The 23,000-nt window shown below is 50.6% G+C and carries 18 protein-coding genes and 1 riboswitch; of the genes, 12 read left to right on the top strand and 6 right to left on the bottom strand.

Annotation, left to right across the window (positions count from 1 at the left end; genetic code table 11):
• Window positions 1–26: 26 nt before the first annotated feature.
• Window positions 27–2,225 carry a cell division protein FtsA gene (locus T458_RS45545; RefSeq protein WP_051410085.1) on the bottom strand — a complete coding sequence of 733 codons (2,199 nt, stop codon included), beginning with the start codon at window positions 2,223–2,225 and terminating at the stop codon, window positions 27–29.
• Window positions 2,226–2,435: 210 nt separating this feature from the next.
• Here T458_RS45545 and T458_RS45540 point away from each other — a divergent pair, with 210 nt between their 5' ends.
• The 4 genes from T458_RS45540 to T458_RS45525 all read left to right on the top strand — a co-directional run bounded on the left by T458_RS45540 (window position 2,436) and on the right by T458_RS45525 (window position 6,137).
• A complete protein-coding gene (locus T458_RS45540) occupies window positions 2,436–3,533 on the top strand; it encodes a bifunctional 3-deoxy-7-phosphoheptulonate synthase/chorismate mutase (RefSeq protein ID WP_023557752.1) in 1,098 nt (365 codons plus the stop codon).
• A 186-nt stretch (window positions 3,534–3,719) separates the two neighbouring features.
• The gene (locus T458_RS45535; RefSeq protein ID WP_023557751.1) at window positions 3,720–4,034 is read left to right on the top strand and encodes a metal-sensitive transcriptional regulator; all 315 of its coding nucleotides are present in this window, start codon (window positions 3,720–3,722) and stop codon (window positions 4,032–4,034) included.
• A gap of 117 nt (window positions 4,035–4,151) precedes the next feature.
• Complete coding sequence (gene ccpA, locus T458_RS45530) at window positions 4,152–5,162, top strand: catabolite control protein A (protein ID WP_031305982.1); 1,011 nt, start codon at window positions 4,152–4,154, stop codon at window positions 5,160–5,162.
• Between the two features lie 39 nt (window positions 5,163–5,201).
• On the top strand, window positions 5,202–6,137 hold the full coding sequence (locus T458_RS45525) for a 5'-methylthioadenosine/adenosylhomocysteine nucleosidase (RefSeq protein WP_023557749.1): 936 nt from the start codon (window positions 5,202–5,204) through the stop codon (window positions 6,135–6,137).
• A gap of 93 nt (window positions 6,138–6,230) precedes the next feature.
• Here T458_RS45525 and T458_RS45520 read toward each other — a convergent pair whose 3' ends face one another.
• Window positions 6,231–7,130 (bottom strand): LysR family transcriptional regulator, encoded by a 900-nt coding sequence (locus T458_RS45520; RefSeq protein ID WP_023557748.1) that lies wholly within the window; start codon window positions 7,128–7,130, stop codon window positions 6,231–6,233.
• 141 nt (window positions 7,131–7,271) lie between these two features.
• On the opposite strand from T458_RS45520, the gene T458_RS45515 reads away from it, so the two are divergent.
• The 8 genes from T458_RS45515 (at window position 7,272) to T458_RS45480 (ending at window position 17,247) form a co-directional block, all read left to right on the top strand.
• Window positions 7,272–8,291, top strand: a complete 1,020-nt coding sequence (locus tag T458_RS45515) for an alpha/beta fold hydrolase (RefSeq protein ID WP_023557747.1) — start codon at window positions 7,272–7,274, stop codon at window positions 8,289–8,291.
• A 30-nt stretch (window positions 8,292–8,321) separates the two neighbouring features.
• A riboswitch (cyclic di-GMP riboswitch) is annotated at window positions 8,322–8,399 on the top strand.
• Between the two features lie 460 nt (window positions 8,400–8,859).
• On the top strand, window positions 8,860–10,272 hold the full coding sequence (ltrA, locus tag T458_RS45510) for a group II intron reverse transcriptase/maturase (RefSeq protein WP_023555536.1): 1,413 nt from the start codon (window positions 8,860–8,862) through the stop codon (window positions 10,270–10,272).
• Between the two features lie 168 nt (window positions 10,273–10,440).
• A complete protein-coding gene (locus tag T458_RS45505; protein ID WP_023557746.1) occupies window positions 10,441–12,042 on the top strand; it encodes a PQQ-binding-like beta-propeller repeat protein in 1,602 nt (533 codons plus the stop codon).
• Window positions 12,032–12,460 (top strand): hypothetical protein, encoded by a 429-nt coding sequence (locus T458_RS45500; RefSeq protein ID WP_144083867.1) that lies wholly within the window; start codon window positions 12,032–12,034, stop codon window positions 12,458–12,460. Before T458_RS45505 ends, T458_RS45500 begins: the two co-directional genes overlap by 11 nt.
• Window positions 12,461–12,667: 207 nt before the next feature.
• Entirely contained in the window at window positions 12,668–13,441 is a 774-nt protein-coding gene (locus tag T458_RS45495; protein ID WP_023557744.1) for a DeoR/GlpR family DNA-binding transcription regulator, read from the top strand.
• The gene (locus T458_RS45490; protein WP_023557743.1) at window positions 13,438–14,724 is read left to right on the top strand and encodes a four-carbon acid sugar kinase family protein; all 1,287 of its coding nucleotides are present in this window, start codon (window positions 13,438–13,440) and stop codon (window positions 14,722–14,724) included. The genes T458_RS45495 and T458_RS45490 overlap by 4 nt, the downstream gene beginning before the upstream one ends.
• 13 nt (window positions 14,725–14,737) lie before the next feature.
• Window positions 14,738–15,751 (top strand): 4-hydroxythreonine-4-phosphate dehydrogenase PdxA, encoded by a 1,014-nt coding sequence (gene pdxA, locus T458_RS45485; protein WP_023557742.1) that lies wholly within the window; start codon window positions 14,738–14,740, stop codon window positions 15,749–15,751.
• A gap of 122 nt (window positions 15,752–15,873) precedes the next feature.
• On the top strand, window positions 15,874–17,247 hold the full coding sequence (locus T458_RS45480; protein WP_023557741.1) for a GntP family permease: 1,374 nt from the start codon (window positions 15,874–15,876) through the stop codon (window positions 17,245–17,247).
• A gap of 72 nt (window positions 17,248–17,319) precedes the next feature.
• On the opposite strand, the gene T458_RS45475 is transcribed toward T458_RS45480, so the two are convergent.
• The 4 genes from T458_RS45475 to T458_RS45460 all read right to left on the bottom strand — a co-directional run bounded on the left by T458_RS45475 (window position 17,320) and on the right by T458_RS45460 (window position 22,983).
• Window positions 17,320–18,471: an acetoin utilization protein AcuC gene (locus tag T458_RS45475; protein WP_023557740.1), complete on the bottom strand. Its 1,152-nt coding sequence runs from the start codon at window positions 18,469–18,471 to the stop codon at window positions 17,320–17,322.
• Window positions 18,468–19,112, bottom strand: coding sequence for an acetoin utilization AcuB family protein (locus T458_RS45470; RefSeq protein WP_023557739.1), 645 nt, complete (start codon window positions 19,110–19,112; stop codon window positions 18,468–18,470). Before T458_RS45470 ends, T458_RS45475 begins: the two co-directional genes overlap by 4 nt.
• A 40-nt stretch (window positions 19,113–19,152) precedes the next feature.
• Window positions 19,153–19,785: a hypothetical protein gene (locus T458_RS45465; protein ID WP_023557738.1), complete on the bottom strand. Its 633-nt coding sequence runs from the start codon at window positions 19,783–19,785 to the stop codon at window positions 19,153–19,155.
• Window positions 19,786–19,866: 81 nt separating this feature from the next.
• Complete coding sequence (locus T458_RS45460) at window positions 19,867–22,983, bottom strand: penicillin-binding protein 1A (protein WP_023557737.1); 3,117 nt, start codon at window positions 22,981–22,983, stop codon at window positions 19,867–19,869.
• Window positions 22,984–23,000: the final 17 nt, after the last annotated feature.

Here is a 23,000-nt window from a genome sequence, read left to right as displayed (position 1 = left end):
CTGCTCTTTTTGTTTTGTAAACAAATTTAATCCCAAAATAACTCCAGCTTGTCGCCTGTTTTCAACTCGGTTTGGAACGTAGCAGGCTCGCCGTTCACGAGCATGACAAAGCCGGAGATGGTTTCGCGGTCCGGTTGATCCAACGAGAAGTCTACATAGCGGAACACGTCGCTGAACACCGGTGTAGAACCTACCGTAGATTTGACCAGGATCACGGCATCATTCGCGACCGGTTCCTCAGGGCGAGCTTCGCGGCCGCCCATGGTGATCGTGACCTGGGCGACGGGAATGGTGACGGGCTCGCCATTGAAATGGACGGTGATCGATTCCTGGACCCATTCCTCCAATGGAATGACATCGCGGATTGCCGGAACGGGCACTTCCTCCAGGCGATACACCAGCTCATCCCCCTGACGCAGGTAATCCGCTCTTGAGCATGCCTTGCCGTTGAGCAGCAGAATCTCTTGCCGGGCAGGCAAGCTGTAGGAATGCCCGTTTACGGTAAATTGGAAGCTCGGCACATCCGCTTCGACAGGAGCCAATTCCCAGCCCGCTTCTACCAGAGCTTCTCCTACCGTTTGGGGGAGACGGATCTCGATCTCGCTGCGATCAGCAAGCCAGGTGTCCAGCGGCTGCACCTCGCCATTGACCCGTGCGATCGGTCCGAGCGAGAGAGGCTGATCATTGCAGAGGATGTCCAGGGTGTCCAGACGGTCCAGCAAGTCCTTGATCTGCACCTTGGCGTTTTCCCCGTCTGTTCCCGCTATTGCCCGGATCGTATCGCCATCCTCCAGGGTGGTGTCCAATCCGGCGGGCTCACCGTTGCGTTCGATGACCGGAGGAGTTCCGTGGCCGCCTGGAATGATCCTCATCCGTCCGTTCACCGTGACGCTCATGGCGAGACCAGGGCGTCCATACAGTCGGCGAATGTCGAGCCCTGCGGCAAGAAGTCCATCGCCCAAGGTCATTTTTCGCAGGTCAAAAATACGAATGGTTTGATCGTTTACGGTAATCGTCACATAGCGCAGCGGATGGCGACGAGCAGCTACTGCGATCCCGACTGGCGTGACGAATTCCGGTCCATTGAGTGAAGGATGATCGTCTCCGATAAATTGCTTGATCGCATCGCTCCCGCGGACAGCCACCCGGGCAGCGGGCATTTTCAACACATGCGCCACTTTATCGGTCAAGCCAGGCGTCAAGCTGCCGCCGCCGATCAGCATGACTGCCTGCGGCGCTTTTCCATTTAACTCCAATATCTTGAAGGCAATTTTTTCTGCCAATTGCTGAATATCCGGCTGGATGGCGGCAATCACATCTGCTACGGGCAACGTTTGCTCCAGACCTAAAATATCTGTGAAGGATACGGATTCGTGGACGGAGAGCGCGCGTTTGACTTCTTCCGCCATCGGGAAGTCGAGCAAAAAGGCATTCATCAATGCATCCGTAATCTCGTCACCCGCCACCGGAACCATGCCGTACGCGGTAATCGCGCCCTCTTCTGTCAAAGCGACGTCAGAGGTGCCGGCACCGATGTCGACCAATGCGATATTCAGGCGACGCATTGTGACCGGAATCAGGACATTGATGGCTGCGATCGGCTCCAGTGTCAGGGCTTGCATGTCCAGATCGCACCGCTTCAGAGAAGTGATCAGGGAATCGACGACTACGCGCGGCAGGAAGGTAGCGATCACATCGACACTGGCTACGTCCCCGCGCTGATCGATCAGGCTGCCGATCAATTCGCCGTCGAGATGGTAGTTGACCACGCTGTAGCCGACGCAGTAATAGCGGGTCACATCCTGCTCGTTCAGCTCCTGTGCCAATTGTGCCTGGGCTTCCTGCACCGCAGCGAATTCCATTGCCACCACGTCTTCGCGGGTAATGAAGGCATGCTTGGCCAGCGGCATATCCATTTTTACCCGCTTTGTCCGCAGGGAACGTCCTGCCGCCGCGACTGCCACCCGGTGCAAGGGACCATTTTTTTGTTCCAGTTCTTCCTTTATTTGTCCAATCACTTTGGCTACGGCCATCACATCATGGATTTGTCCATCCAGCATCGAGCGCTCGTCATGCTCGCGGATGACACAATCGACGACCCGGTATTTCTCACCGACGGCCTCCACGATCAGGCCGACGACGCTGCGCGTTCCAATATCTAAAGCAAATATCAGCTCTTCTTGGGCTGTCTTTTCAACCTCTAGCAAAGGTAGGTCACTCCTCATTTTTCATACATCTTTCCTGATCTTGTAATAACGCTATAATTCGACTTTGCAAGAAAAGAATCCTGTCGAAAAATAAGATGTTTTCGATTTCCAATTTACTTTCGCGCTTTTTGGCGCTAAACTGCTGACAAGGGAGAATGAATCGATTATAATAACCCTAATTTATCGACGACACCTTACTTTACAGAAGACAGAGGAGAGTGGAGAGACATGGCACACGACCAAATCGAAACCATGCGTAAACAGATCGATCAGATCAACCTGCAGATTCTCGAATTGATCAATCAGCGTGCTGCGCTGGTTCAAGAAGTCGGGAAGGCGAAAGAAAAACAGGGCAGCAACCGCTTTGATCCTGAGCGCGAGCGTCAAATGCTGAACCAATTGGTAGAACATAACAAAGGTCCATTCAACGATAACACGATTCGCCATCTGTTCAAGCAAATCTTCCAGGTCTCTCTTGATCTGCAAAACGACGATAAGAAAAAAGTGCTGCTGGTCAGCCGCAAGAAGAAGGCCGAAGACACGGTCATCACCGTAAAAGGCGTGGAATTTGGTGGCGCAAGCCCGATCCTGATCGCTGGCCCTTGCTCGGTAGAGAGCTACGAACAGGTGCGCGCTGTTGCGGAAAACCATGTCAAACGCGGTCTTCGCACCCTGCGCGGCGGAGCGTACAAACCACGCACTTCGCCATACGATTTCCAAGGCTTGGGCGAAGAAGGCTTGAAAATCCTCAAGCGCATTGGCGATGAGTACAACCTCGTCACCATCAGCGAAATCGTGACGCCTGCGGACCTGGAGCTGGCGGCACAGTACATTGATGTCATTCAGATCGGCGCACGCAACATGCAAAACTTCGAGCTGCTCAAAGCAGCGGGCCGTCTCAACCATCCTGTCCTGTTGAAACGCGGACTCTCCGCTACGATTGAAGAATTCATCTACGCTGCGGAGTACATCCTGTCTGAGGGCAACTCGCAGGTCATGCTGTGTGAGCGCGGGATCCGCACGTACGAAAAAGCGACGCGCAACACACTGGACATCTCCGCTGTTCCGCTCTTGAAACAGGAAACCCACCTGCCTGTTTTTGTCGACGTGACCCACTCGACAGGACGCCGCGATCTGCTCCTGCCGACAGCCAAAGCCGGTATTGCAGTAGGTTCCGACGGTATTATGGTAGAGGTTCACCCGGATCCGGACGTGGCTCTGTCCGATGCCAAGCAGCAGTTGAATATCCCGGATTTCAACCGCTTTGTGGATGAACTGATCGCTTCTGGATTGTACAAAGGGGAAGTCGTAGCAGCCAGAGGCTAATCACGACGAGGATGTATGGCTTGAGAGTGGCTGTCCCAAAAGATCGGGGAAACCGATTTTTGCGGGGCAGCCTTTTTCCTGATCAAAACGCTGGAATCGCAACCAGGCCCTCCCCGTTTGACGAACCCGGGAATGCCAAGGTAAGCTTATAGTACATACGGAAATGCAAAAGGAGGATGGTACCGGATGGAGGAGTTGGAACAAGACCATTGCTGTTCATCTGGGCGTGCTACGGAGCGTTCGGACAAAATCAAATCCAATCTCGTGTCGCGTCTCAATCGGGTAGAAGGACAGATTCGCGGGATTCGCGGGATGGTCGAGAAGGACGTCTACTGCGACGATATTCTCAATCAGATCGCAGCCGTCCAATCCGCGCTGAATGCAGTCGGCAAAATCCTGCTGGAAGGACATATGAAAAGCTGCGTCATCGAACGCATCCAGCAAGGGGACCAAGAGGTCATTGACGAGCTGTTGAAAACCATGAATAAACTGATGAAATAAGCGGCATGTATGGCCTGGCAAAACAATTGCCAACAGGCACAGCTTGTCGTATCATAGGTGCATATATTTATGAAAATAATTATGAAAACCATTTTATAGGGAAAGCGAGGGTGCATGATGCCGGTTACAATCTACGATGTGGCAAGAGAAGCAGGAGTATCGATGGCGACCGTTTCCCGCGTTGTGAACGGGAACCCGAACGTAAAACCAATGACTCGCAAGAAGGTGCTCGGAGCGATCGAACGCCTGGGCTATCGACCCAATGCCGTTGCACGCGGTCTCGCCAGCAAAAAAACAACAACAGTCGGTGTCATCATCCCGGACATCTCCAGCTTGTTTTTTTCTGAGTTGGCGCGGGGGATCGAAGATATCGCGACGATGTACAAGTACAATATCATTCTGTGCAACTCCGACCAGCGTCTGGAAAAGGAACTGCAATTGATCAATACGCTGTTGGAAAAACAGGTGGACGGGCTGTTGTTCATGGGAGCGGAGATCAAGGAGGATCACTTGCAAGCCTTGACCAGCACGCAAGTACCTACCGTCCTGGCTGCTACCCGTGACGCAGACAACAAGCTGCCGTCCGTCACCATCGATCATTTTCAGGCCGCTTATGATGCGACACAGGCATTGGTCCAGCGGGGACACAAGCGGATCGGGATGATTACAGGACCGATGAGCGACCCGCTTGGCGGTTTGATGCGATATGAAGGCTACAAGCAGGCACTGACGGATGCTGGAGTCCAAGTAGAGGAAGAACTGGTCGCCCACGGCAATCTGTTCTATGAATCCGGCTTGTCCCACACCAAGGAGTTCCTCAAGCTCAAACAGCCGCCGACAGCCATTTTTGCCGCCAACGATGAGATGGCGATCGGAGCCATCCACGCCGTGCAGGATTCGGGGCTGCATGTGCCAAACGATGTGGAAGTGATCGGGCATGATAATATCCGTCTGACGGAAATGGTTCGTCCCCGCCTCACTTCCGTCGTGCAGCCGATGTATGATATCGGAGCGGTGGCGATGCGCCTGCTGACAAAATACATGAACAATGAGCCTGTGGAACAGCATGTCGTTTTGCTGCCGCATCGAATCGAGTATCGGGAGAGTACCAAACCTGATCAGGCATAAACATACGGCAGGAAATGGACAGCAAGAGGAGGATGTTCGATGCGGATCGGAATTATCGGTGCGATGGATGAAGAAATCGCCTTATATATGGAAGGAATGGGTCAACCCGCTACGACGCAAAAAGCGGGGATCACGTATTACAGCGGAGAGTGGGAAGGGCAGCAGGTGGTCTTGTGCAAGTCCGGCGTAGGAAAAGTGAATGCGGCGGTGACCACGCAGATTCTGATCGACCAGTTCTCCGTGGACCACGTCATTTTTACGGGCGTCGCAGGCGCATTGCATCCTGAGTTGAACATTGGGGACATTGTCGTCTCGACGGATTGTCTGCAGCATGACATGGATGTGACCGCTCTCGGCTTTGAGCCTGGACAGATCCCGTACACGGAGCAATGGATCTGGAAAGCAGATCAGAAGCTCACGGAGCAGGCTGTCGATGCTGGCAAGGCGCTGGAAGCAGGGATTCAAGTCGTTACGGGCCGCATTTTGTCCGGTGATCAATTTGTCGCCAGCCGGGAAAAAGTAGCAGCCCTCTACGAACAGTTCGGGGCTCACTGCACCGAGATGGAGGGAGCCGCAGTCGCACAGGTTTGTGCGATGAACCATGTTCCATTCGTCGTGGTTCGCTCCATGTCCGACAAGGCAGACGGTTCAGCTCACGTCAATTTCCTGGAATTTACCAAGCTGGCCTCCGAGCGTTCCTACGCCATCGTGAAAAATATGCTGGCTTCGATCAAACCAGCTGCGGATGTTATCGTTTACTCGACGAAAAACTGTATCGACTGCAATTTGGTCAAGCAATGGCTTACAGCAAAAGGGGTCACGTTTGAAGTGCGGGACGTCATGACCAGCCGTGCCTACCAGGAGGAGGTAGAGCGCTTTGGCTTCATGGGTGTTCCGGTGACGGTCAAAGGAGAGAAGGCCGTGAAAGGCTATCAGCCGGCTGAGCTTGAGGCTTTGATGGAGAGTACCGAGTAAGGCAAGAAGGTATGTGAAACAGAAGAAACGTGTAGACAGGCATTGTTTGCCTGAACTGCACGTTTTTTTGTGTGTTTAGGAAGGCTACATACTCTACTTCTCCTCCTCTATAGCGAGAGTCTCCCTTGCTGCTTCTATGAAAGACAATATGATGGGTGAAAGCCACTTGTCTTTATGCCATAACATCTGTGTATACACGTGCAAGTCCGGAATTTGCCATGGAAGAGCGACAAGTTCGCCCCGTTCAACTTCGGCTTGCGCTACGACTTCAGGAAGAAAGGCAATACCGATTCCCGAAATTGCACATTGTTTAATGGCTTCAGCACTTTGAAACTCTAGATACGTAATACTATCAATGCCCTCTTTCTCAAATGACCGGTCAAACATGGTGCGATAGGGACAACCCTTTTCATTCGTCAGGAACACTTCTTTGTGAAAATCTTCCAGCTCTAGCTCAGTTCGTTGTGCGAGCGGGTGGTCTGGAGCAGCGAAAAGGCGGAATGTCTCTTCCACCAACGGTTCCACGGCAAGTGAGCTCGAGCGAACGGGTTCATCCAGCATAAAGACGACATCTGCGGTTCCCTCAAAGAGGGTTTGCTTGAGCTCTTGATTTGGAACGGAACGGAAAATGAGACGCACTCCCGGATAACGCGAACGAAACAGGCGAAAGACAACGGGAAGCCGATAGGCGCAAATAACCTCATTGGCACTTATCGTCAGGGTGCCGCTTAGGTTTTCATTGTCATGAACGACGCTGCGAGCTTCGTCCAATTTGTCCAGAATGCTTTGAATATGAGTTAAGAAGCGTTTACCCGCCGTGGTGAGAACGAGCTGCTTGCCCAAGCGGTCAAAGAGACGAACACCAAGCTCATCCTCCAATGCTTTTATTTGCATCGTGACGTTGGAGGGGACATAGTTCAGCACTTCCGCAGCCCGACTGAAATTTAACGTTGATGCAACCGTGCGGAACGTAATCAGTTGGCGCAATTCCATCCAATTACCCCCTTTACCTTTCAATATAATTGAATATCGCTTTGAATATCATTCACTTTTATTGAGATTATCACGGATCTATACTAACAACAAGAAATACATTCTACATGTTTGTGTTTCATTTTGAAGGGAGCGATTACGATGGATTATGAAATTTTTGATTTGGGTGACGTAACCTTGCAATCAGGAGTGACGTTGCCTGGCGCATTTCTTGCTTATAAGACTTATGGAACTTTGAATGAAAAGAAAGATAATGTCATCGTCTATCCAACTGCTTTTGGCGACCAGCATGTTCAGAATGAATGGTTGATTGGCAACGGCATGGCACTTGATCCGCAGAAATATTTCATTATCGTTCCCAATCTGCTGGGCAACGGATTATCTTCGTCTCCCAGTAACACGCCTCCCCCATTCGACGGGGGCAATTTTCCGCAGGTTACCATCTTTGACAACGTTACATTCCAGCATCGGCTGGTGACTGAAAAATTCGGCATTCAAAAGATTGCTCTCGTAGTTGGATGGTCCATGGGAGGGATTCAAGCATTCCAATGGGGGGCAAGTTATCCCGACATGGTGGAGCGAATTGCACCTTTCTCCGGAGTTGCCAAGACTTGGCCCCATACGTTTGTGGTCCTCGACGGGTTGAAAGCTGCGCTCATGGCTGCAGTTGGCTTCGATTCAAGTAAACGAAACCAGTTGACGTCTGCAGACATGCGCGCCGTTGGCCGTGTCTATGCGGGATGGGGCTTATCGCAGGCGTTTTACAGAGAGGAGCTTTATCGAGAGCTGGGATATGAATCATTGGAGGTTTTTGTCGCTGGCGTCTGGGAAGACAGCTTTATGAAGATGGATCCGCACAATGTCCTAGCCATGTTATGGACAGGCCAAAATGCAGATATTAGTGCAAACCCCGCCTATAAAGGAGATTTCGATGAGGCGCTCAAAAGCATTAAAGCACTTGCCTGCGTCATGCCAGGGAGCACGGATCTATTCTGTACGGCGGACGATAACAACTACGAGGCTAAGCTTATACCTAATGCTGTTCTTACTCCTATCGAGTCGATCTGGGGCCATTTTGCCGGTCGCGGAATCAACACTGCCGATAATACCTTTATTGATAACAACCTAAAACGATTGTTGGCGCTTCGTACAAACAGATAGATCATCATTGCCACCATACTCTTTTAAATATGTCGAATTATGTAGAATGAAAACTTCGCAAAGCTACAGGTCTAAGGTTCCATGAACTAAGATGGCTGAGTTACCAAGTATCGTTTCCGTTTTGGTATACGGCTATTTTCCTATGTGGAAATAGCTTTTTTTTGGTGTGCCACGCATGGCGATTAACTAGGTGGTGAAAGTCCACTGTGGGGGTTTGTAGTTACCAACCACTAGCCAAGAGCAAGGGTGTCCACCGCGAGGTGGAATCCAAAGGAAGCTGGAGGCAAACTTCCGGCCCAAGGAACACGAACATCATCAGGCATAGGATACGGGATGAGTCTGCCAAACAAGACGAAGTCCAATTAACTACACGGACGTACCAATGTAAATGATGTGGGTATATGGAAGGAAAGTGAATCGTCTTACCGTGGGAGGTCTCATGGACGTGAGGAGATGCACTTCGAATCACGGTTGAAACAAGATTTATCATGAGAAGTCAGCAGACGCCATAGTACCGCATGCAGTCGACAACATGCGGGAAGGGCCGAACCTAAGGAGGTGTGAGTCAATGAAAGTTACCAAAACAGGAGCAAAGGGCAGCCAACTTCCAACGGAAGGCTTCACGCAGAAAGATAGTGCGGAACACGAAGGATATGCGGGAGCGCACATTCCTGCGAGGATAACTGAAACGGATAACACCAACACAGACTTGCCGAAGGATGGATTGCTCGAGAAAATTGTGAGCAGGAACAATCTGAACGAAGCGTTCAAGAGAGTCAAAGCGAACAAAGGCTCCCACGGAATTGATGGGATGGGAGTGGATGAACTTCTACAACATCTCAAAGAGAATGGGGAGACACTCAGGCAATCAATCCTGGACGGGAAATACCGTCCGAACCCCGTTCGGAGGGTAGAAATCCCCAAAGAGAATGGAAAGAAAAGAAACCTGGGAATCCCGACGGTTGTTGATCGAGTCATCCAACAAGCCATAGCGCAAGTGCTTACGCCGATCTATGAGAAAGAGTTCTCCGAGAATAGTTTCGGCTTCCGCCCCAAACGAAGCGCACATGATGCAATCAGAAGAAGTCAGGCGAACATACAAGAAGGGTACAAATACGTGGTGGATATGGACTTGGAGAAATACTTCGACACCGTGAATCAAAGTAAACTCGTCGAGGTATTATCGAGAACCATCAAGGACGGGCGGGTCATCTCACTCATACACAAGTACCTAAAAGCTGGCGTCATCGTGAAGCATAAGTTTGAAGAAACGGAAGTCGGTGTACCGCAAGGGGGCAATCTGAGTCCAATACTTAGCAATATCATGCTGAACGAATTGGACACAGAACTGGAAAACAGAGGTCATAGGTTCGTCCGCTATGCGGACGATCTGCTCATCTTCTGCAAGAGCAGAAAAAGTGCTGAGCGAGCGCTGAGGAACATCCTCCCCTTTATCGAGAAGAAACTCTTCCTCAAAGTAAATCGGGAGAAGACGGTCGTGGATGAGGCGAGGAAGGTCAAATTTCTTGGTTTCTCATTTTACTCCCTCAAGGGGCAGACGAGAGTCAGAATCCATCCGAAATCCATCGTGAAGATGAAAACCAAGGTTAAGGAGTTGACCGCAAGAAGCAACGGAATAGGAAACGAAGACAGAGCCGTGAAGCTCAGACGATATATCATGGGCTGGGTGAACTATTTCAAAATTGCCGACATGAAGAAACTGCTCCAAACCACGGATGAATGGATGCGAAGGCGAATTCGCATGATCTACTGGAAGCAATGGAAACGGATAAGGACAAGGTTTAAAATGCTGAAATTATTCGGAGTCCAAGACCAGAAGGCATGGGAATACGCAAACACAAGAAAGAGCTACTGGAGAACCTCCAATAGTCCCATCCTCGCCCAATCCCTCGGAAACAACACGATCAAAGGACTCGGTTTCATATTCTTTTCAGATTATTATCGACAAGTCACTGCGTAAACTTAGGAACCGCCGTATACCGAACGGTACGTACGGTGGTGTGGGAGGTCGGCTGCCCAAATAATGGGTAGCCTCCTACCCGATTACTTGAAAGGGGGTGATTTTCTGGTGAAAGAAGTACAAGCAAAATAGAAAGAAAACTCAATTAAAAGCATTGGGGGATATGATGTGAAAGGTTTGACTAGAAAGGTTGCCCATATACTTGTAGCAGCATGCTTCATGGCAACTCTATTGCCTATAGGAGTGGCATTTGGTAAGGATTCGTTTATGGATGACTATCCGCTGATCTACGGAGCACAAGATGGTCGTTTAGAAAGCCTAGACAAGTTAAGTACTTCGCATACAAAATATGACAGTCGCGAAGAAGAGGAAAATGTTCGAGGAAAAAAGAGCGTTTCACGAGAACAACCAACCCAACTTACGCTTTCCAAGACGCAGCTACATTTCTCGAAAAGGGGAAAATCGAACGTCATTGCTTACATCCATTACAAGGACAAAAGTAAGGAAGATGTCACCAAAAAAGTCGAATGGACAAGCAGTAATACTTCTATTGTAGATGTAAAAGACGGCAAAATCGAGGTATTCGATGAGGGGCGGGCGATCATTACTGCTTCCTATCTGGATTTCCAAGTCAATCTTCATGTGAGTGTCAATTTTAGCGACGAAGTATTGTGGGAATTCATGTACGATAAAGGGCTTAATGAAGAAGCTTTTTCAGGCTCTCCGACTTCAGATGGCGGTTTTATAGTGCTCGGAATTTCTCGAGGATGGAAAAGCGATGAACTGTTTGCTTTGAAAGTGAAAAAAAACGGGGCATTTGAGTGGGAAAAAAAGATTGCAATGAAAGGAAAGGAGTCTCCCAGAACTATCCGTCTAACAAGTGATGGAGGATATGTAATGCTTAGCAATAGCGAGGGGCGAAAAGGGAGAACTATAATTTTGCGCAAGTTGAACGTGAACGGGAGCGTCCGATGGTCGAAGGAGTTTCCATTGACCGGTAAATATTGGGGAGGATACGTAGAGCAAACAAAAGATGATGGATTTATTTTGGCAACTGGTGAAGCCATTATTAAACTAGATAAGTCGGGTAGAGAGAAATGGAAGACGAAAATTAAAAATGGTGCTGACCTGGTGCGGCAAACGAGTGATGAAGGCTACTATGTTCTGGGGAATTATGTAACCAAGGTGAATCAATCTGGGAAAACATTATGGACAAAAGATGTAGGGCAAATCCTTACGTTCATGGATATCACAAATGATGGTGGCATTGTGACTTATGCAGAAGATGGAGTAGTGAAAGTCGACGAAAAAGGAAAAATCAAATGGAGGAGGACGATTGAAGGACCACCATATGATAAAAATCAGAGAATAGCAGGAGTTATCCAAGCCAGTGATGGCGGCTATATTGTCGCGACTAATGCATTCATATTTAAAGATAATACACAAGTCACTATCTTGTATAAATTAGATGAAAAAGGAAAGGTTATCTGGGAAAAGCATTTCGGATTTGATAATGGGGAATGGGTAAACGAAGTCCGGGAAACGAAAGAGGGAGAGTACGTGCTAGTGGGCAAGGCACGTTCTGATCTCAATGGTGAAGATGTATATTTACTAAAAGTAAAACCAGATAAAGGGCAAAAAATTGTAAAAACGGTGCAATTCTCAGGCAAAAACGGCCTTCTTAAAATTGGGGAAACTTTTCAAATTAAGGCTACCGCCACATATACAGATGGAAAAAAAAGAAGATGTGAGTACGAAAATGAATATTAAAGTTTGGGGAGACGATGGTCGAGTATATTCCTTGGAAGATAATAAGATAAAGGCTTTGTACCCGGGGAGTATCCTGATTATCGGCCAATATAAAGGGCACACGGTGCGAAAAGGGCTCATCGTCTCGGACCGTCCCCCGACCCGACTGCAGTTGGAAAAGGAGGATCGTGATCTGCGTATCGGCGATAGTCAAAGTGTGATGCTTTATGCTGACCTGGGAGATAAATACTTACGACCGGCAGCTGCTTATGCAGAATGGAGCGTTTCAAACGAAGATATCATCGAAATTATACATGGAGTAGACCTGAGCATTCATTCCACAGATGAAATTATCATCGAAGCAAAAAAACGCGGCACAGTCATGATTACAGTTACGTACGCTGGGGAAACCCTCCAATTCCCCGTCACAGTAAAATAAATCCCAGATCCATAGAACTCCTGACGAGAAAATCCTTCTCGCCAGGGGTTTCTTTTGTTTACTCATAGAGCCACCAAAACCGTCATGTCTAACCTTTTCAATACAACTGTTCATTTTGAACATAATAAACTTTTGTTCCTTGACAAAATTGTTCGAGAATAACATAATACCATTATAAAATGTTCTAAATTAACAAGGGTGATGACTTTGTTGCCAAAAGAGCGCAGAACGTGGATTTTGGAGCAGCTTAGCAAAGACGAGAAGATCGATATCGACCAGCTGGCCGAGCAGTTGAATGTGTCGGCGATGACCATTCGCAGAGACTTGTCCATTTTGGAAGAGGAAGAAAAGATCATCCGTACATTTGGAGGGGCGATTCTCAACAAGCCCTTGATACATGAAACACCCTTTCTCACCAAAGAGGGGAAGTACAGCAGACAGAAGCGGGAAATTGCCCGAAAAGCCGTAACGCTGATTCAGGAACACTCGACGATCCTGCTGGACTCAGGCACGACTACCCTTGAAATAGCCAGATTGCTGAAGGATAAAAAGAATCTGACCGTAGTGACCAACGATATCAAAATCGCCGCCGAACTGATGGACAGCGAGGTTAAAGTGATCGTGGCGGGCGGAGAGCTGCAAAACACGGTAGGGGCTTTGTTCGGTCCGTTGACGGAGCAAATCCTGAAAAACATCCACGTCGACCTGTTTTTCCTGGGTGCGCATGCGGTTCATGTAGAGGCGGGAATTACCGTAACGACCTTTGAAAAGGCTTCCATCAAGAAGCTGATGATAGAAGCTGCCGGCACTACTTGGATGGTTGCAGACTCCAGCAAGTTTGACCAGAAGTCATTCACGAAGGTATGCGACTTGTCCGATCTCGACGGTTTGATTACAGATGATGGATTATCATCGGAAGACCTGGAAAAAATAAAAGAACATCTGAAAGTTGTGACAGCAGAGGTGGGTGAGGCCACATGAAAATTGGAGTCATTGCAGATGACCTGACAGGAGCAAATGCGACAGGGGTGAGACTCGCCCGGCAAGGCTTTGAAGCAGCTACGATGGTTCACTACAACAATCTTCCCTCTTCGGATTCCTACAACGCCGTGATGGTGGATACGGACAGCCGATATGCCAGAGAAGATGTTGCGCAGATGAGAGTCAAGACCGTGCTGGAAAACCTCAAAAAATGGGGCGCAGATGTCATCTGCAAACGAATCGACAGTACGGTGCGAGGAAACATAGGGGTAGAAATCGATACGGTACTTGCCGGGCTTGGTGATAAAGCGGTGGCGGTAGTTGTAGCCTCCTATCCGGATTCAGGGCGCATTACCTCAGGGGGCTACCTGCTGGTGAATGGGGTTCCTCTGCAGACGACGGACGTAGCGCATGATCCGGTCGCGCCGGTTACGCAATCCTACGTGCCTGCCATCGTGCAAAAACAAAGCAAATATCCGGTTTCCTATATCGGTCTGGAAACGGTTTTGGCAGGCGAAAAGGAGACGGAGCAGGCGATGCGAGCGCATATCGCGGAGGGCAAACGGATTCTGGTGATGGATGCCGTGACAGATGAGGAGATCGAATCGATTGCCAGAGCGATGGCAGCGATCAAGGAGTACCAGATGGTTCCCGTCGATCCGGGACCGCTGTCCGCCATCTACTCCAAAGTGTTTGCTCGCCAGCACGCCAACGACAAGAAGATCATTGTGACGGTCGGCAGCATTACGACGAACGCGGCGAGCCAGCTGCAATATCTGGTGGAAAAAACAAATGCTCAGCCCATCTACGTGGACGCGAAAAAATTGGCGAGCATGACGGAGTCCTGGGACGAAGAGACGGATCGCGTGATTCAGGTCGTCCTGGAAGAGATGAAGAAGCAGTCGATTCTGATCATCACCACCAATTCCCCGATGGCCGAGCCGCTTAACCTGAAGGAAATTGCCAAAGAACAGAATACGACCCAGGACAGTCTTGCGAAGCGAATTGCAGATGGTCTCGGGAAAATCACGCGACTGGTGATCCAGAAGAGTGAGTATGAAATCGGAGGCTGCTTCACCAGCGGCGGAGATGTCACCGCATCACTGTGCGCCATCGGCCGAGCAGAAGGAATCAAGCTGGAGGTAGAGGTGCTTCCCCTGATCGCCTACGGGCATCTCATCGGGGGATATCTCGATGGCATACCGCTAATCACCAAGGGCGGCATGGCAGGAGACAAGAAAGCCATCTACACCAGCATTCAATATTTATTGGCAAAATGTTAAGGAGGAACCAGACATGACAGCAACGAGAGAAATCATTGCCATTCCAATGGGTGATCCAGCAGGGATTGGACCAGAAATTACCATGAAATCCCTGACAAAGAAAGAGATTTACGATGTGTGCAAACCGTTGGTAGTAGGGGATGCCAAGGTGCTTGCAAAAGCAATCGAGATCGTCAACGCAGATTTGAAAATCAATGAAGTGCAGACTCCTGCTGAAGGAAAATACGAGCTGGGCACCGTTGATGTCATCAATCTGAACAATATCGATATGGACAAGCTGGAATACGGACAAGTATCGGCGCAATGCGGCCAGGGTGCTTTTGAATACATCAAAAAATCCGTAGAGTTGGCGATGAATGGCGAAGTGAAAGCGCTGGCTACCACTCCGATCAACAAGGAATCGCTCAAAGCGGCGAAGGTGCCTTTCATTGGCCATACGGAGATGCTCGAATCGCTTACCAACACCAAAGATCCTCTGACCATGTTTGAAGTGAATGGCATGCGTATCTTCTTCCTGACTCGCCATCTGTCTTTAAAAGATGCGATCGCTCAGATGACAAAAGAAAGAGTGCAGGATTACCTCGTTCGCTGCGACCAAGCCTTGCAGCGCTTGGGAGTCGAATCGAGACGAATTGCAGTTGCCGGTCTGAACCCGCACAGCGGCGAAGGCGGACTGTTCGGCATGGAAGAAGTGGAAGAAATCAAGCCAGGAATTGAAGCGGCTGCGGCTGCAGGGATCAATGCAGTAGGTCCGGTACCAGCAGACTCCGTATTCTTCCAAGCTCTGCAAGGACGATATGATGCTGTTCTGTCGCTCTACCATGACCAAGGCCATATCGCAGCGAAAATGACCGACTTCCACAGAACCATCTCCATTACCAACGGGTTGCCTTTCCTGCGCACCTCTGTCGACCACGGTACAGCCTTTGATATCGCAGGCAAGAACATCGCAGAGAGCATCAGCATGGAGGAGTGCATCAAGCTCGCAGCCCAATATGCGCCTAAGTTCTCCAGCAACACCCTGTAAGGCAGGGATAGAGGGCGTATCTCGCGTCAGTGAATGAGAGATTTGTAATGAAGGATTGAACAGATCCTTCATTACAAATCCATTCAAATGTAAACACTTTCATACAAAGGAGGAGCAGGGATATGGATGTCTCAGGTACACAAATGGTCGTTGGCCTGGTTCTGGCAGTAGCCATTTTGATTTTTCTCGTTTTGCGAACCAAGATTCATGCCTTTCTCGCACTGATTATTGCAGCTTCTATCGCAGGAATTGTGGGCGGAATGCCGCCGGGGAAAGTAGCGGACACCATTTCAGCAGGGTTTGGCAGCACCTTGGCTTCCATTGGGATTATTATTGGATTGGGCGTCATGATCGGACGGATTCTGGAAGTATCCGGGGCCGCTGAAACACTTGCCTATTCCTTGATCCGGTTTGTCGGCAAGAAAAAAGAAGAGTGGGCGATGGCGATCGCGGGTTATGTCGTCTCCATTCCGATCTTTGTCGACTCCGCATTCGTTATTTTAAACCCACTTGTAAAAGCGCTTTCAAAGAAAACAGGAAAATCGGTCATCTCCTTGGGTGTGGCACTGGCTGTCGGTCTTGTCATTACGCACTCCATGGTGCCGCCAACTCCAGGTCCGCTTGGCGTAGCAGGGATTTTTGGAGTCGACATCGGTGTGATGATCGCACTTGGCTTGTTGTTCGGTATTCCGATCATGATCGTCGGCGTTCTGTATGCCAAATGGTTGGGAAATCGAATCTACCAAATTCCGGATGATTCGGAAGAGGGATTCAGCAGACCGGATACCAAAATCGCCTATCAAGAGTTTTTGGATCTGGCCGATAAAAAATCGACAGAGCTGCCTTCCCTGGGCAGATCCTTGTTGCCGATTCTCATCCCTATTATTCTTATTTTTCTCAACACAACGCTCTCCGCTTTGGAGATGACAACCGGCTTTTACGAAATTCTGATCTTCTTGGGTAAACCGATTATCGCGGTGAGCATCGGTTTGATTGCTGCAATCTACGCGCTTGCCGGACATCTGAGCCGTTCCGCTACGCTGGATCGGATGGAAGAGGGTATTCAAACAGCGGGGATTATTATTCTGGTGACTGGTGCAGGTGGCGCGCTTGGCGCCGTACTGCGTGAGAGCGGCGCAGGGGATTTCATCGCCGGAAAAATTGCGGAGATGCCTTTGCCTGCGATTCTGATTCCGTTCTTTGTCTCGACGCTGGTACGTCTGGTCCAAGGTAGCGGAACGGTCGCGATGGTAACCGCTGCATCGATTTCCGCACCGATCCTGGGGAACATGGAAGTCAATATGGCATTGGCTGCTCAAGCCGCTGCAATGGGTTCGATGATCTTCTCCTACTTTAACGACAGCTTGTTCTGGGTCGTTAACCGCATGCTGGGCATCAAGAACGTCAAAGAACAAATCATGGTCTGGTCTGTACCTACCACGATTGCCTGGTTTGTCGGCTTGATTTGTCTCTTGATCGCGAATATGTTTATGTAAGAAACACTTTACCCCCCGGAATTCAGGTGATACCTCGCAGGTACCACAAAGAATTCCGCGGGGTGATTTTGTTCATCCGATGGGTGCATGCAGGATCGCCCGCTCCAGCGTCACCCGATTTTTTTCTGTGATCTCCGCGCGACGGGGAATCGCGGGAAATGGCTCGTCGAACAGACGAGAGGGGAGGATCAACTCGCTTTGCGGCTGCCAATGCTCCTGCCACGAACTAGGGATTTCGCAGTCATCCGTCAAGGGCTGATCGCTCATTTCGCTCCAGAGCAGAGTCCAAGCACGAGGGACGACACGCCAGATGTCGTAGCCGCCGCCGCCGACCGCGATCCAGCGGCCGGAGCAATACGTGTGGGCCATCTCGTGAGCAAGTCGCGGAATCTGTTGATAGACTTTCATCGAACAGGACAGATGAGTCAGCGGATCGTAAGCATGAGCATCGCAGCCGTTTTGGGTGAGGATCACATCAGGCTGAAAGCCGCGCACCAGCTTGGGGATCAGCTTCTGATACACCTCCAGGAAGGAATCGTCCTCCGTATAGGCGTCAAGCGGGATGTTGACAGAAAAGCCGTAACCGTGGCCGTCTCCGCGCTCAGTCGTATTGCCTGTCCCCGGAAACAGGTATTTGCCCGTTTCATGCAAAGAGACAGTCAATACGTTGGGGTCGTCATAAAAGGCCCACTGCACTCCGTCCCCGTGGTGGGCATCCGTGTCGATGTACAAGACCCGTGCATTCCAGTGCTTGCGCAAATACGCGATGGCGACCGAGCAATCGTTGTAAATGCAAAAGCCCGAGGCTCGTCCGCGAAAAGCGTGATGGAGCCCCCCGGCGGGATTGAAGGCATGCTCGGCTTGACCGTTCATGACGACATCGACAGCCTGCAGCGTTCCGCCTACGATGAGGGAAGACGCTTCATGCATGTGGCGAAAGCAAGGCACATCTTCTGTCCCCAGTCCATACCCAGCAGCGACGGGAAGGATCTCGTCGGTTTCGCCTTGCTCGCGCACAAACTGGATGTATCGTGGATCATGGACCAGTTCGAGCTCTTCGTCTGTTGCTTGACGGGGAGCCAGAATATCCTCATCACATAGAAGCTGGTAGGCTTGCATCAGGTCATGTGTGAGCAGCAGCCTGCGTTGGTTGAAGGGATGATCGTCATGAAAATAATAGTTCGTATAAACGGGGGAGTAGATCAGCCGTGATTGGCGACTCACGAGCCAATCCCCCCATTCGCTGGCCCGACAACGGTAAAGCCGCGCTCATGGAGCAGGTGAATGAGACTGCGCGGGTCCATCGTCTGCACACGGAAGACAAGGCTTTTCGTTCCGATTTTTTTCCCTGGGTAGACGACGACGCTGCACACATTCACCTGCGCTTCTCGGAAGACCTGGCTCACCTCTGCGAGCATGCCGGCACGATCGTCTACCTCGACCTCAATATGCGAGCTGGGCTTGTTGACCCCGAACAGTTCGATGAGACTGTTGAACAAATCGGATTCTGTAATCATCCCGACGAGTTTCGTACCTTCCACGACGGGAAGCGAGCCGATCTTGTTCTCGTAGATTTGCACGGCCGCATCCTCGATGAATTCGAGGGGATGAACTGTAATCACTTGCGTTTGCATGATTTCTGATATGGGTTTGTGCAGAATCGTATCGTCATCGTCTCGCGTGATCAGACGGGAGGGGAGGGCATCCCGCAGGTCCCGATCCGAGACGATCCCGACAAGCTGTTCGCCTTCAAGCACGGGAAGATGCCGAATCCTGTTGAGCCGAAGCAAAAGCAGCGCTTCCCCGATCGTAGTGGCAGGGCTGGCTGTTACCAGATTTTTTCGCATGATATCCTCAATGCGCATGAACCATTCCTCCATTATTTCAGATCCTATGGGGCTGTCTTCAATACAAAAAGCGGTTCTGAAAACGCATGTTATCAAAGGCGACGACACTTTCTTGAGGAACGCGTTTTCCTATTTTTGCCATTAGGCAGTTTGCGGGGTGGCTGCATATCTCCGGATCATCCGTCGCTACCCAGATCATCCCCACGCTTCCCATCACTTTTTCCATGACCTTGCGATACCCCCATACATCCAGTCCGGTTCCTTTCAGATCCCAATGCCAGTAATATTCGGTCGTAATGATGATGTAATCCTCCATGGCATCGTCGAGGAAGGAGACCTCCAGCAGTTTCTTCGCCACTCCGCCAGCGCGTACCGATTGACTGATCTCAATCGCACCTAGCTCCAATAGGTCCGGCAGCTTGGCTTGAGACCATCTCTCCAGCGGATCAGGATAGAGAAAGGTCACATAACCCAGAACGTGATCACCTTCTCGTGCCACAATAATGCGTCCTTCCGGGAGATCGGCTATCTCGATCAGGGCTTTATGCTGCATGTCGGGGATACGGAATGCTTTCAGTCCCTCGTCAAACGAGAGAGCTGCGAGATCGGCTCCTGAGATGGGGCCTTCGATGAGCAGATCCCTGCCGTTCACCTGCATCCTGGCAGCGTGATAGCGCTTGATGTGTTCCATCTGTTCACCTCCAATAGGTAGAAAGAAAGAGATGGCTGGTTCACCATCTCTTCTGTTCATTCATGAATGTGATGTATTTTGTTATCTGCCTGTTACGGTATTGGAGAATGTGGATTCCCCGTAGCTATTTACGGCTGTGATGTAGTAATTCGGATTTTCCACGCCAGCAGCATGCGTAAAGCTGGTGTCGGACACGGTGCCGAGCAAGAGGTAGCCGCTGCTTGGGTCTGGACTGAAGTAGACGTTGTAGGCGATGACCTGTTCGGCCGCCCTGTTAGCCTTCCACTGCAATTGCCAGCCGTTCCCTGTCTCTTTGATCGTCAGGTTTTGGGGGGCGCTAGGCGGTGAAGCAGATGGCGTCGTCGTGCCAGATGAGTTGTCTTGACCCGGCTGACCCAGAATAGGATCGGGCAGATCGCCTGGCTCCAAGCCGTCCATCGGCGTTTCATTCGAACCATTCTGCGGCGGCAATTGCCAGGTGTGGGACGAGGAACCGACTGCTGCGATGGCAGATGGCTCTGACTCCAGGCCTGTCAAATCGACGGATGTGACATAGTACGCCGAATCGCCGGGCGCTTTTTCATCTGTAAACGTCAGTACGGCAGGATCTTTTACCGTGCCAAGATGCGTGAAGCCACTTGCCGGATCTGCACGGTAGATGCGGTATCCGACCAGATCTGCTTCTTTGTTGGAATTCCAGGTCAGGACTGCCTGAGCTCCGTTGCGAGTTGCTGCAAGTCCCGATGGCGAGCCCGGCGCACCAGGCACTTCTGTCCGCGGGTCTTCTGCATCGGGCAGCCTTTGCTCCCAATCGGGAGGGCGGATGGCGACCTTGGAATTGGCTGCTTGAATCTGCTCCTTGGTCGGCAAGGGATCAGGCGACCGAAAAAAGATTCCTTCTGTTACAAAGTCGGCAGGTGTGCTTTCCTTCGCCAGGTAACGCTCACCATTATAGGTGATAACCCGAGCCTTTTGATGGGAGTCGTCCACTTCTTTCGGTACGAAGCGGCGGTTGAAAAGATCCGTGATCAGATGACCGGCTTCCTTCGACAGCTCGCTTGGCAGTTTGCCTGATTTGGAGTCGACGGTGGCACTGACGATTCCCTCCGGCTTTTTAAACGTGGCATCCGGCGGAGAGATCTCGGGATGCGCTTCGATGACTTCTTTCATGACTTTTCCCCAGACGATCATCGGAACGTATTTGTCAGCGTCAGGCATCGGATAAGGCTCATCGAAGCCGACCCATACGCCCATCGAGACCTCTGGCGTGTAGCCAACAAAATACAGGTCGTTGCTGCTGTTGGTCGTTCCCGTCTTCCCAGCGATGTCGACCTTGCGCGGTACAAATTTGCGGACATGTGTACCGGTTCCGGCATTGACGACGGTACGCATCATATCCGTGATCAGATAAGCGGTCTGTTCGCTGTACACCTGTACCGGCTGAGCCTGATGACGGAAAATGACCTTGCCCTGGCTGTCCTCGATGCGCTCGATCAGATAGGCGTCGATGAACGAACCGTTATTGGCAAAGGTAGCGTAAGCGTTGGTAATCTCCTCGACGGTGGTTCCGTAGGTGAGTCCTCCAATGACGCCGGTTTGCGCATAATTGTCTGCGTCCACGAGTGTCGTAATGCCCATTTTTTTCACGTACTCCAGGGCTGTAGGGATGCCTACTTTTTGATACACCTTGATCGCCGGGATGTTCCAGGAATTTCGCAGGGCTTCCCGGGCGCTCATCATTCCCTGCCATTTGTTGTTCCAGTTTTTCGGCAGGTGGTAGCCCTTCTGTCCATCCGTCAGCAACACAGGCGAGTCGTCGATCGGGGATGCGGGCTGCAGAATGCCCAGTTCAAAAGCTGGCGCATAGGCCGCGAGCGGTTTCATGGCCGAACCGGGCTGGCGTGGTACGGTAGCGTGGTTGGTTTGCTCCACGTTAAAGTCACGTCCGCCGATCATGCCGAGAATGGCTCCGGTGCGGTTGTGAATCATCATCGCGCCGACTTCTTCAAGTGCGTTTTCAATTTTTTCTGTCTTTCCATTGGAACGGCGAATCGTATAGCTGCGGTTTTTCCCGAAATTGCTCGCATCTGCAGCGACCGCCTGCATGATCTGATGTACATTTTTGTCAAACGTCGTGTATACCTTGTACCCGTTGCGCAAGATGTCCCGACGTTTTTCATCGATCAAAAGACGGTATTCATTGCGGCTGATGGTAGACTTGTCCCGTCCCTTTTCTTTCAGATCTGCGTCTACCAGCTGGCGTGCAGCCCGATCCTCGATTTCCATCATCAGGAAGGGAACTTCCCGGTAGGCCTGCTGTGTCGGTTTGGCGAGCGTGGCCTTCAGATCGGCGGCAAGTGCGTTGTCGTATTGATCCTGTGTTATGTAGCCATTTTCAAGCATCCGATCGAGCACCATTTTTTGCCGTTCTTTCCCGCGTTCGTAGCTCTCAGTGCCAAAAGGAGAGTATGCCCCGGGATTTTGAATCATGCCTGCCATATAGGAGGCTTCACTGAGTCCGAGTTCTTTTACATCTTTTCCGAAAACACCCTTGGCGGCAGCCTGGACCCCGTATATATTGGAGCCATTGGCGTTTTTGCCCAAGTAAATCTCGTTCATGTAAGCTTCCAGAATCTCATCCTTGGAAAACATCTGCTCGATCCGCAAAGCGTTAAAAATTTCCCGAGCCTTGCGAGCGTGACTGACTTCATGTGTGAGAATCGTATTTTTGACAAGCTGCTGGGTAATGGTGCTCCCGCCTGTCACGACTGGCTGATTGGTAAGCTCCTGGTAGGTGGCGCGCAACGTAGATTGAACGGCAATACCATTGTGATGATAGAAGCCCTTGTCCTCCGTGGCGATAATGGCATTGATCAAATAGGGAGAAACGTCTGCTTTTTTGACCAAACGTCGGTCGCCCTCTTCTGCACGAAGCTGACCAATCAGAGAGCCGTCGTTGTAATAGGCGAAGCCGGTCAGATAGTTGGTAAAGATTTTCTGCTCCAATTCCTCCTTGGTACGGACTGGCTCGTCTTTGACGAGTGCTGCGACATATCCTGTCACGATTCCCCCGGCAAGTGCTGCTCCCATCAATCCGAGCAAAAAGACGATTTGGACGATGCCCCAGACTAGTCGTCGGCGTCCTCGTCGGCGTTTTTTCTTCTTGGGTTCAGAGGAAGAATTTTGGTTATTCGACATTGATCTACTACCCCCTA

The organism is Brevibacillus panacihumi W25 (genome assembly GCF_000503775.1).
Classification (GTDB): domain Bacteria; phylum Bacillota; class Bacilli; order Brevibacillales; family Brevibacillaceae; genus Brevibacillus; species Brevibacillus panacihumi_A.
This window is presented reverse-complemented; position numbering and strand designations above follow the sequence as displayed.

Coding starts and splice junctions, on each gene's coding strand:
- T458_RS45500 (WP_144083867.1), top strand. CDS start 12,032: ATGAATATTAAAGTTTGGGGAGACGATGGTCGAGTATATTCCTTGGAA.
- T458_RS45545 (WP_051410085.1), bottom strand. CDS start 2,225: ATGAGGAGTGACCTACCTTTGCTAGAGGTTGAAAAGACAGCCCAAGAA.
- T458_RS45515 (WP_023557747.1), top strand. CDS start 7,272: ATGGATTATGAAATTTTTGATTTGGGTGACGTAACCTTGCAATCAGGA.
- T458_RS45540 (WP_023557752.1), top strand. CDS start 2,436: ATGGCACACGACCAAATCGAAACCATGCGTAAACAGATCGATCAGATC.
- ccpA (WP_031305982.1), top strand. CDS start 4,152: ATGCCGGTTACAATCTACGATGTGGCAAGAGAAGCAGGAGTATCGATG.
- T458_RS45535 (WP_023557751.1), top strand. CDS start 3,720: ATGGAGGAGTTGGAACAAGACCATTGCTGTTCATCTGGGCGTGCTACG.
- T458_RS45470 (WP_023557739.1), bottom strand. CDS start 19,112: ATGCGCATTGAGGATATCATGCGAAAAAATCTGGTAACAGCCAGCCCT.
- T458_RS45480 (WP_023557741.1), top strand. CDS start 15,874: ATGGATGTCTCAGGTACACAAATGGTCGTTGGCCTGGTTCTGGCAGTA.
- T458_RS45465 (WP_023557738.1), bottom strand. CDS start 19,785: ATGGAACACATCAAGCGCTATCACGCTGCCAGGATGCAGGTGAACGGC.
- T458_RS45520 (WP_023557748.1), bottom strand. CDS start 7,130: ATGGAATTGCGCCAACTGATTACGTTCCGCACGGTTGCATCAACGTTA.
- ltrA (WP_023555536.1), top strand. CDS start 8,860: ATGAAAGTTACCAAAACAGGAGCAAAGGGCAGCCAACTTCCAACGGAA.
- T458_RS45460 (WP_023557737.1), bottom strand. CDS start 22,983: ATGTCGAATAACCAAAATTCTTCCTCTGAACCCAAGAAGAAAAAACGC.
- T458_RS45525 (WP_023557749.1), top strand. CDS start 5,202: ATGCGGATCGGAATTATCGGTGCGATGGATGAAGAAATCGCCTTATAT.
- pdxA (WP_023557742.1), top strand. CDS start 14,738: ATGACAGCAACGAGAGAAATCATTGCCATTCCAATGGGTGATCCAGCA.
- T458_RS45490 (WP_023557743.1), top strand. CDS start 13,438: ATGAAAATTGGAGTCATTGCAGATGACCTGACAGGAGCAAATGCGACA.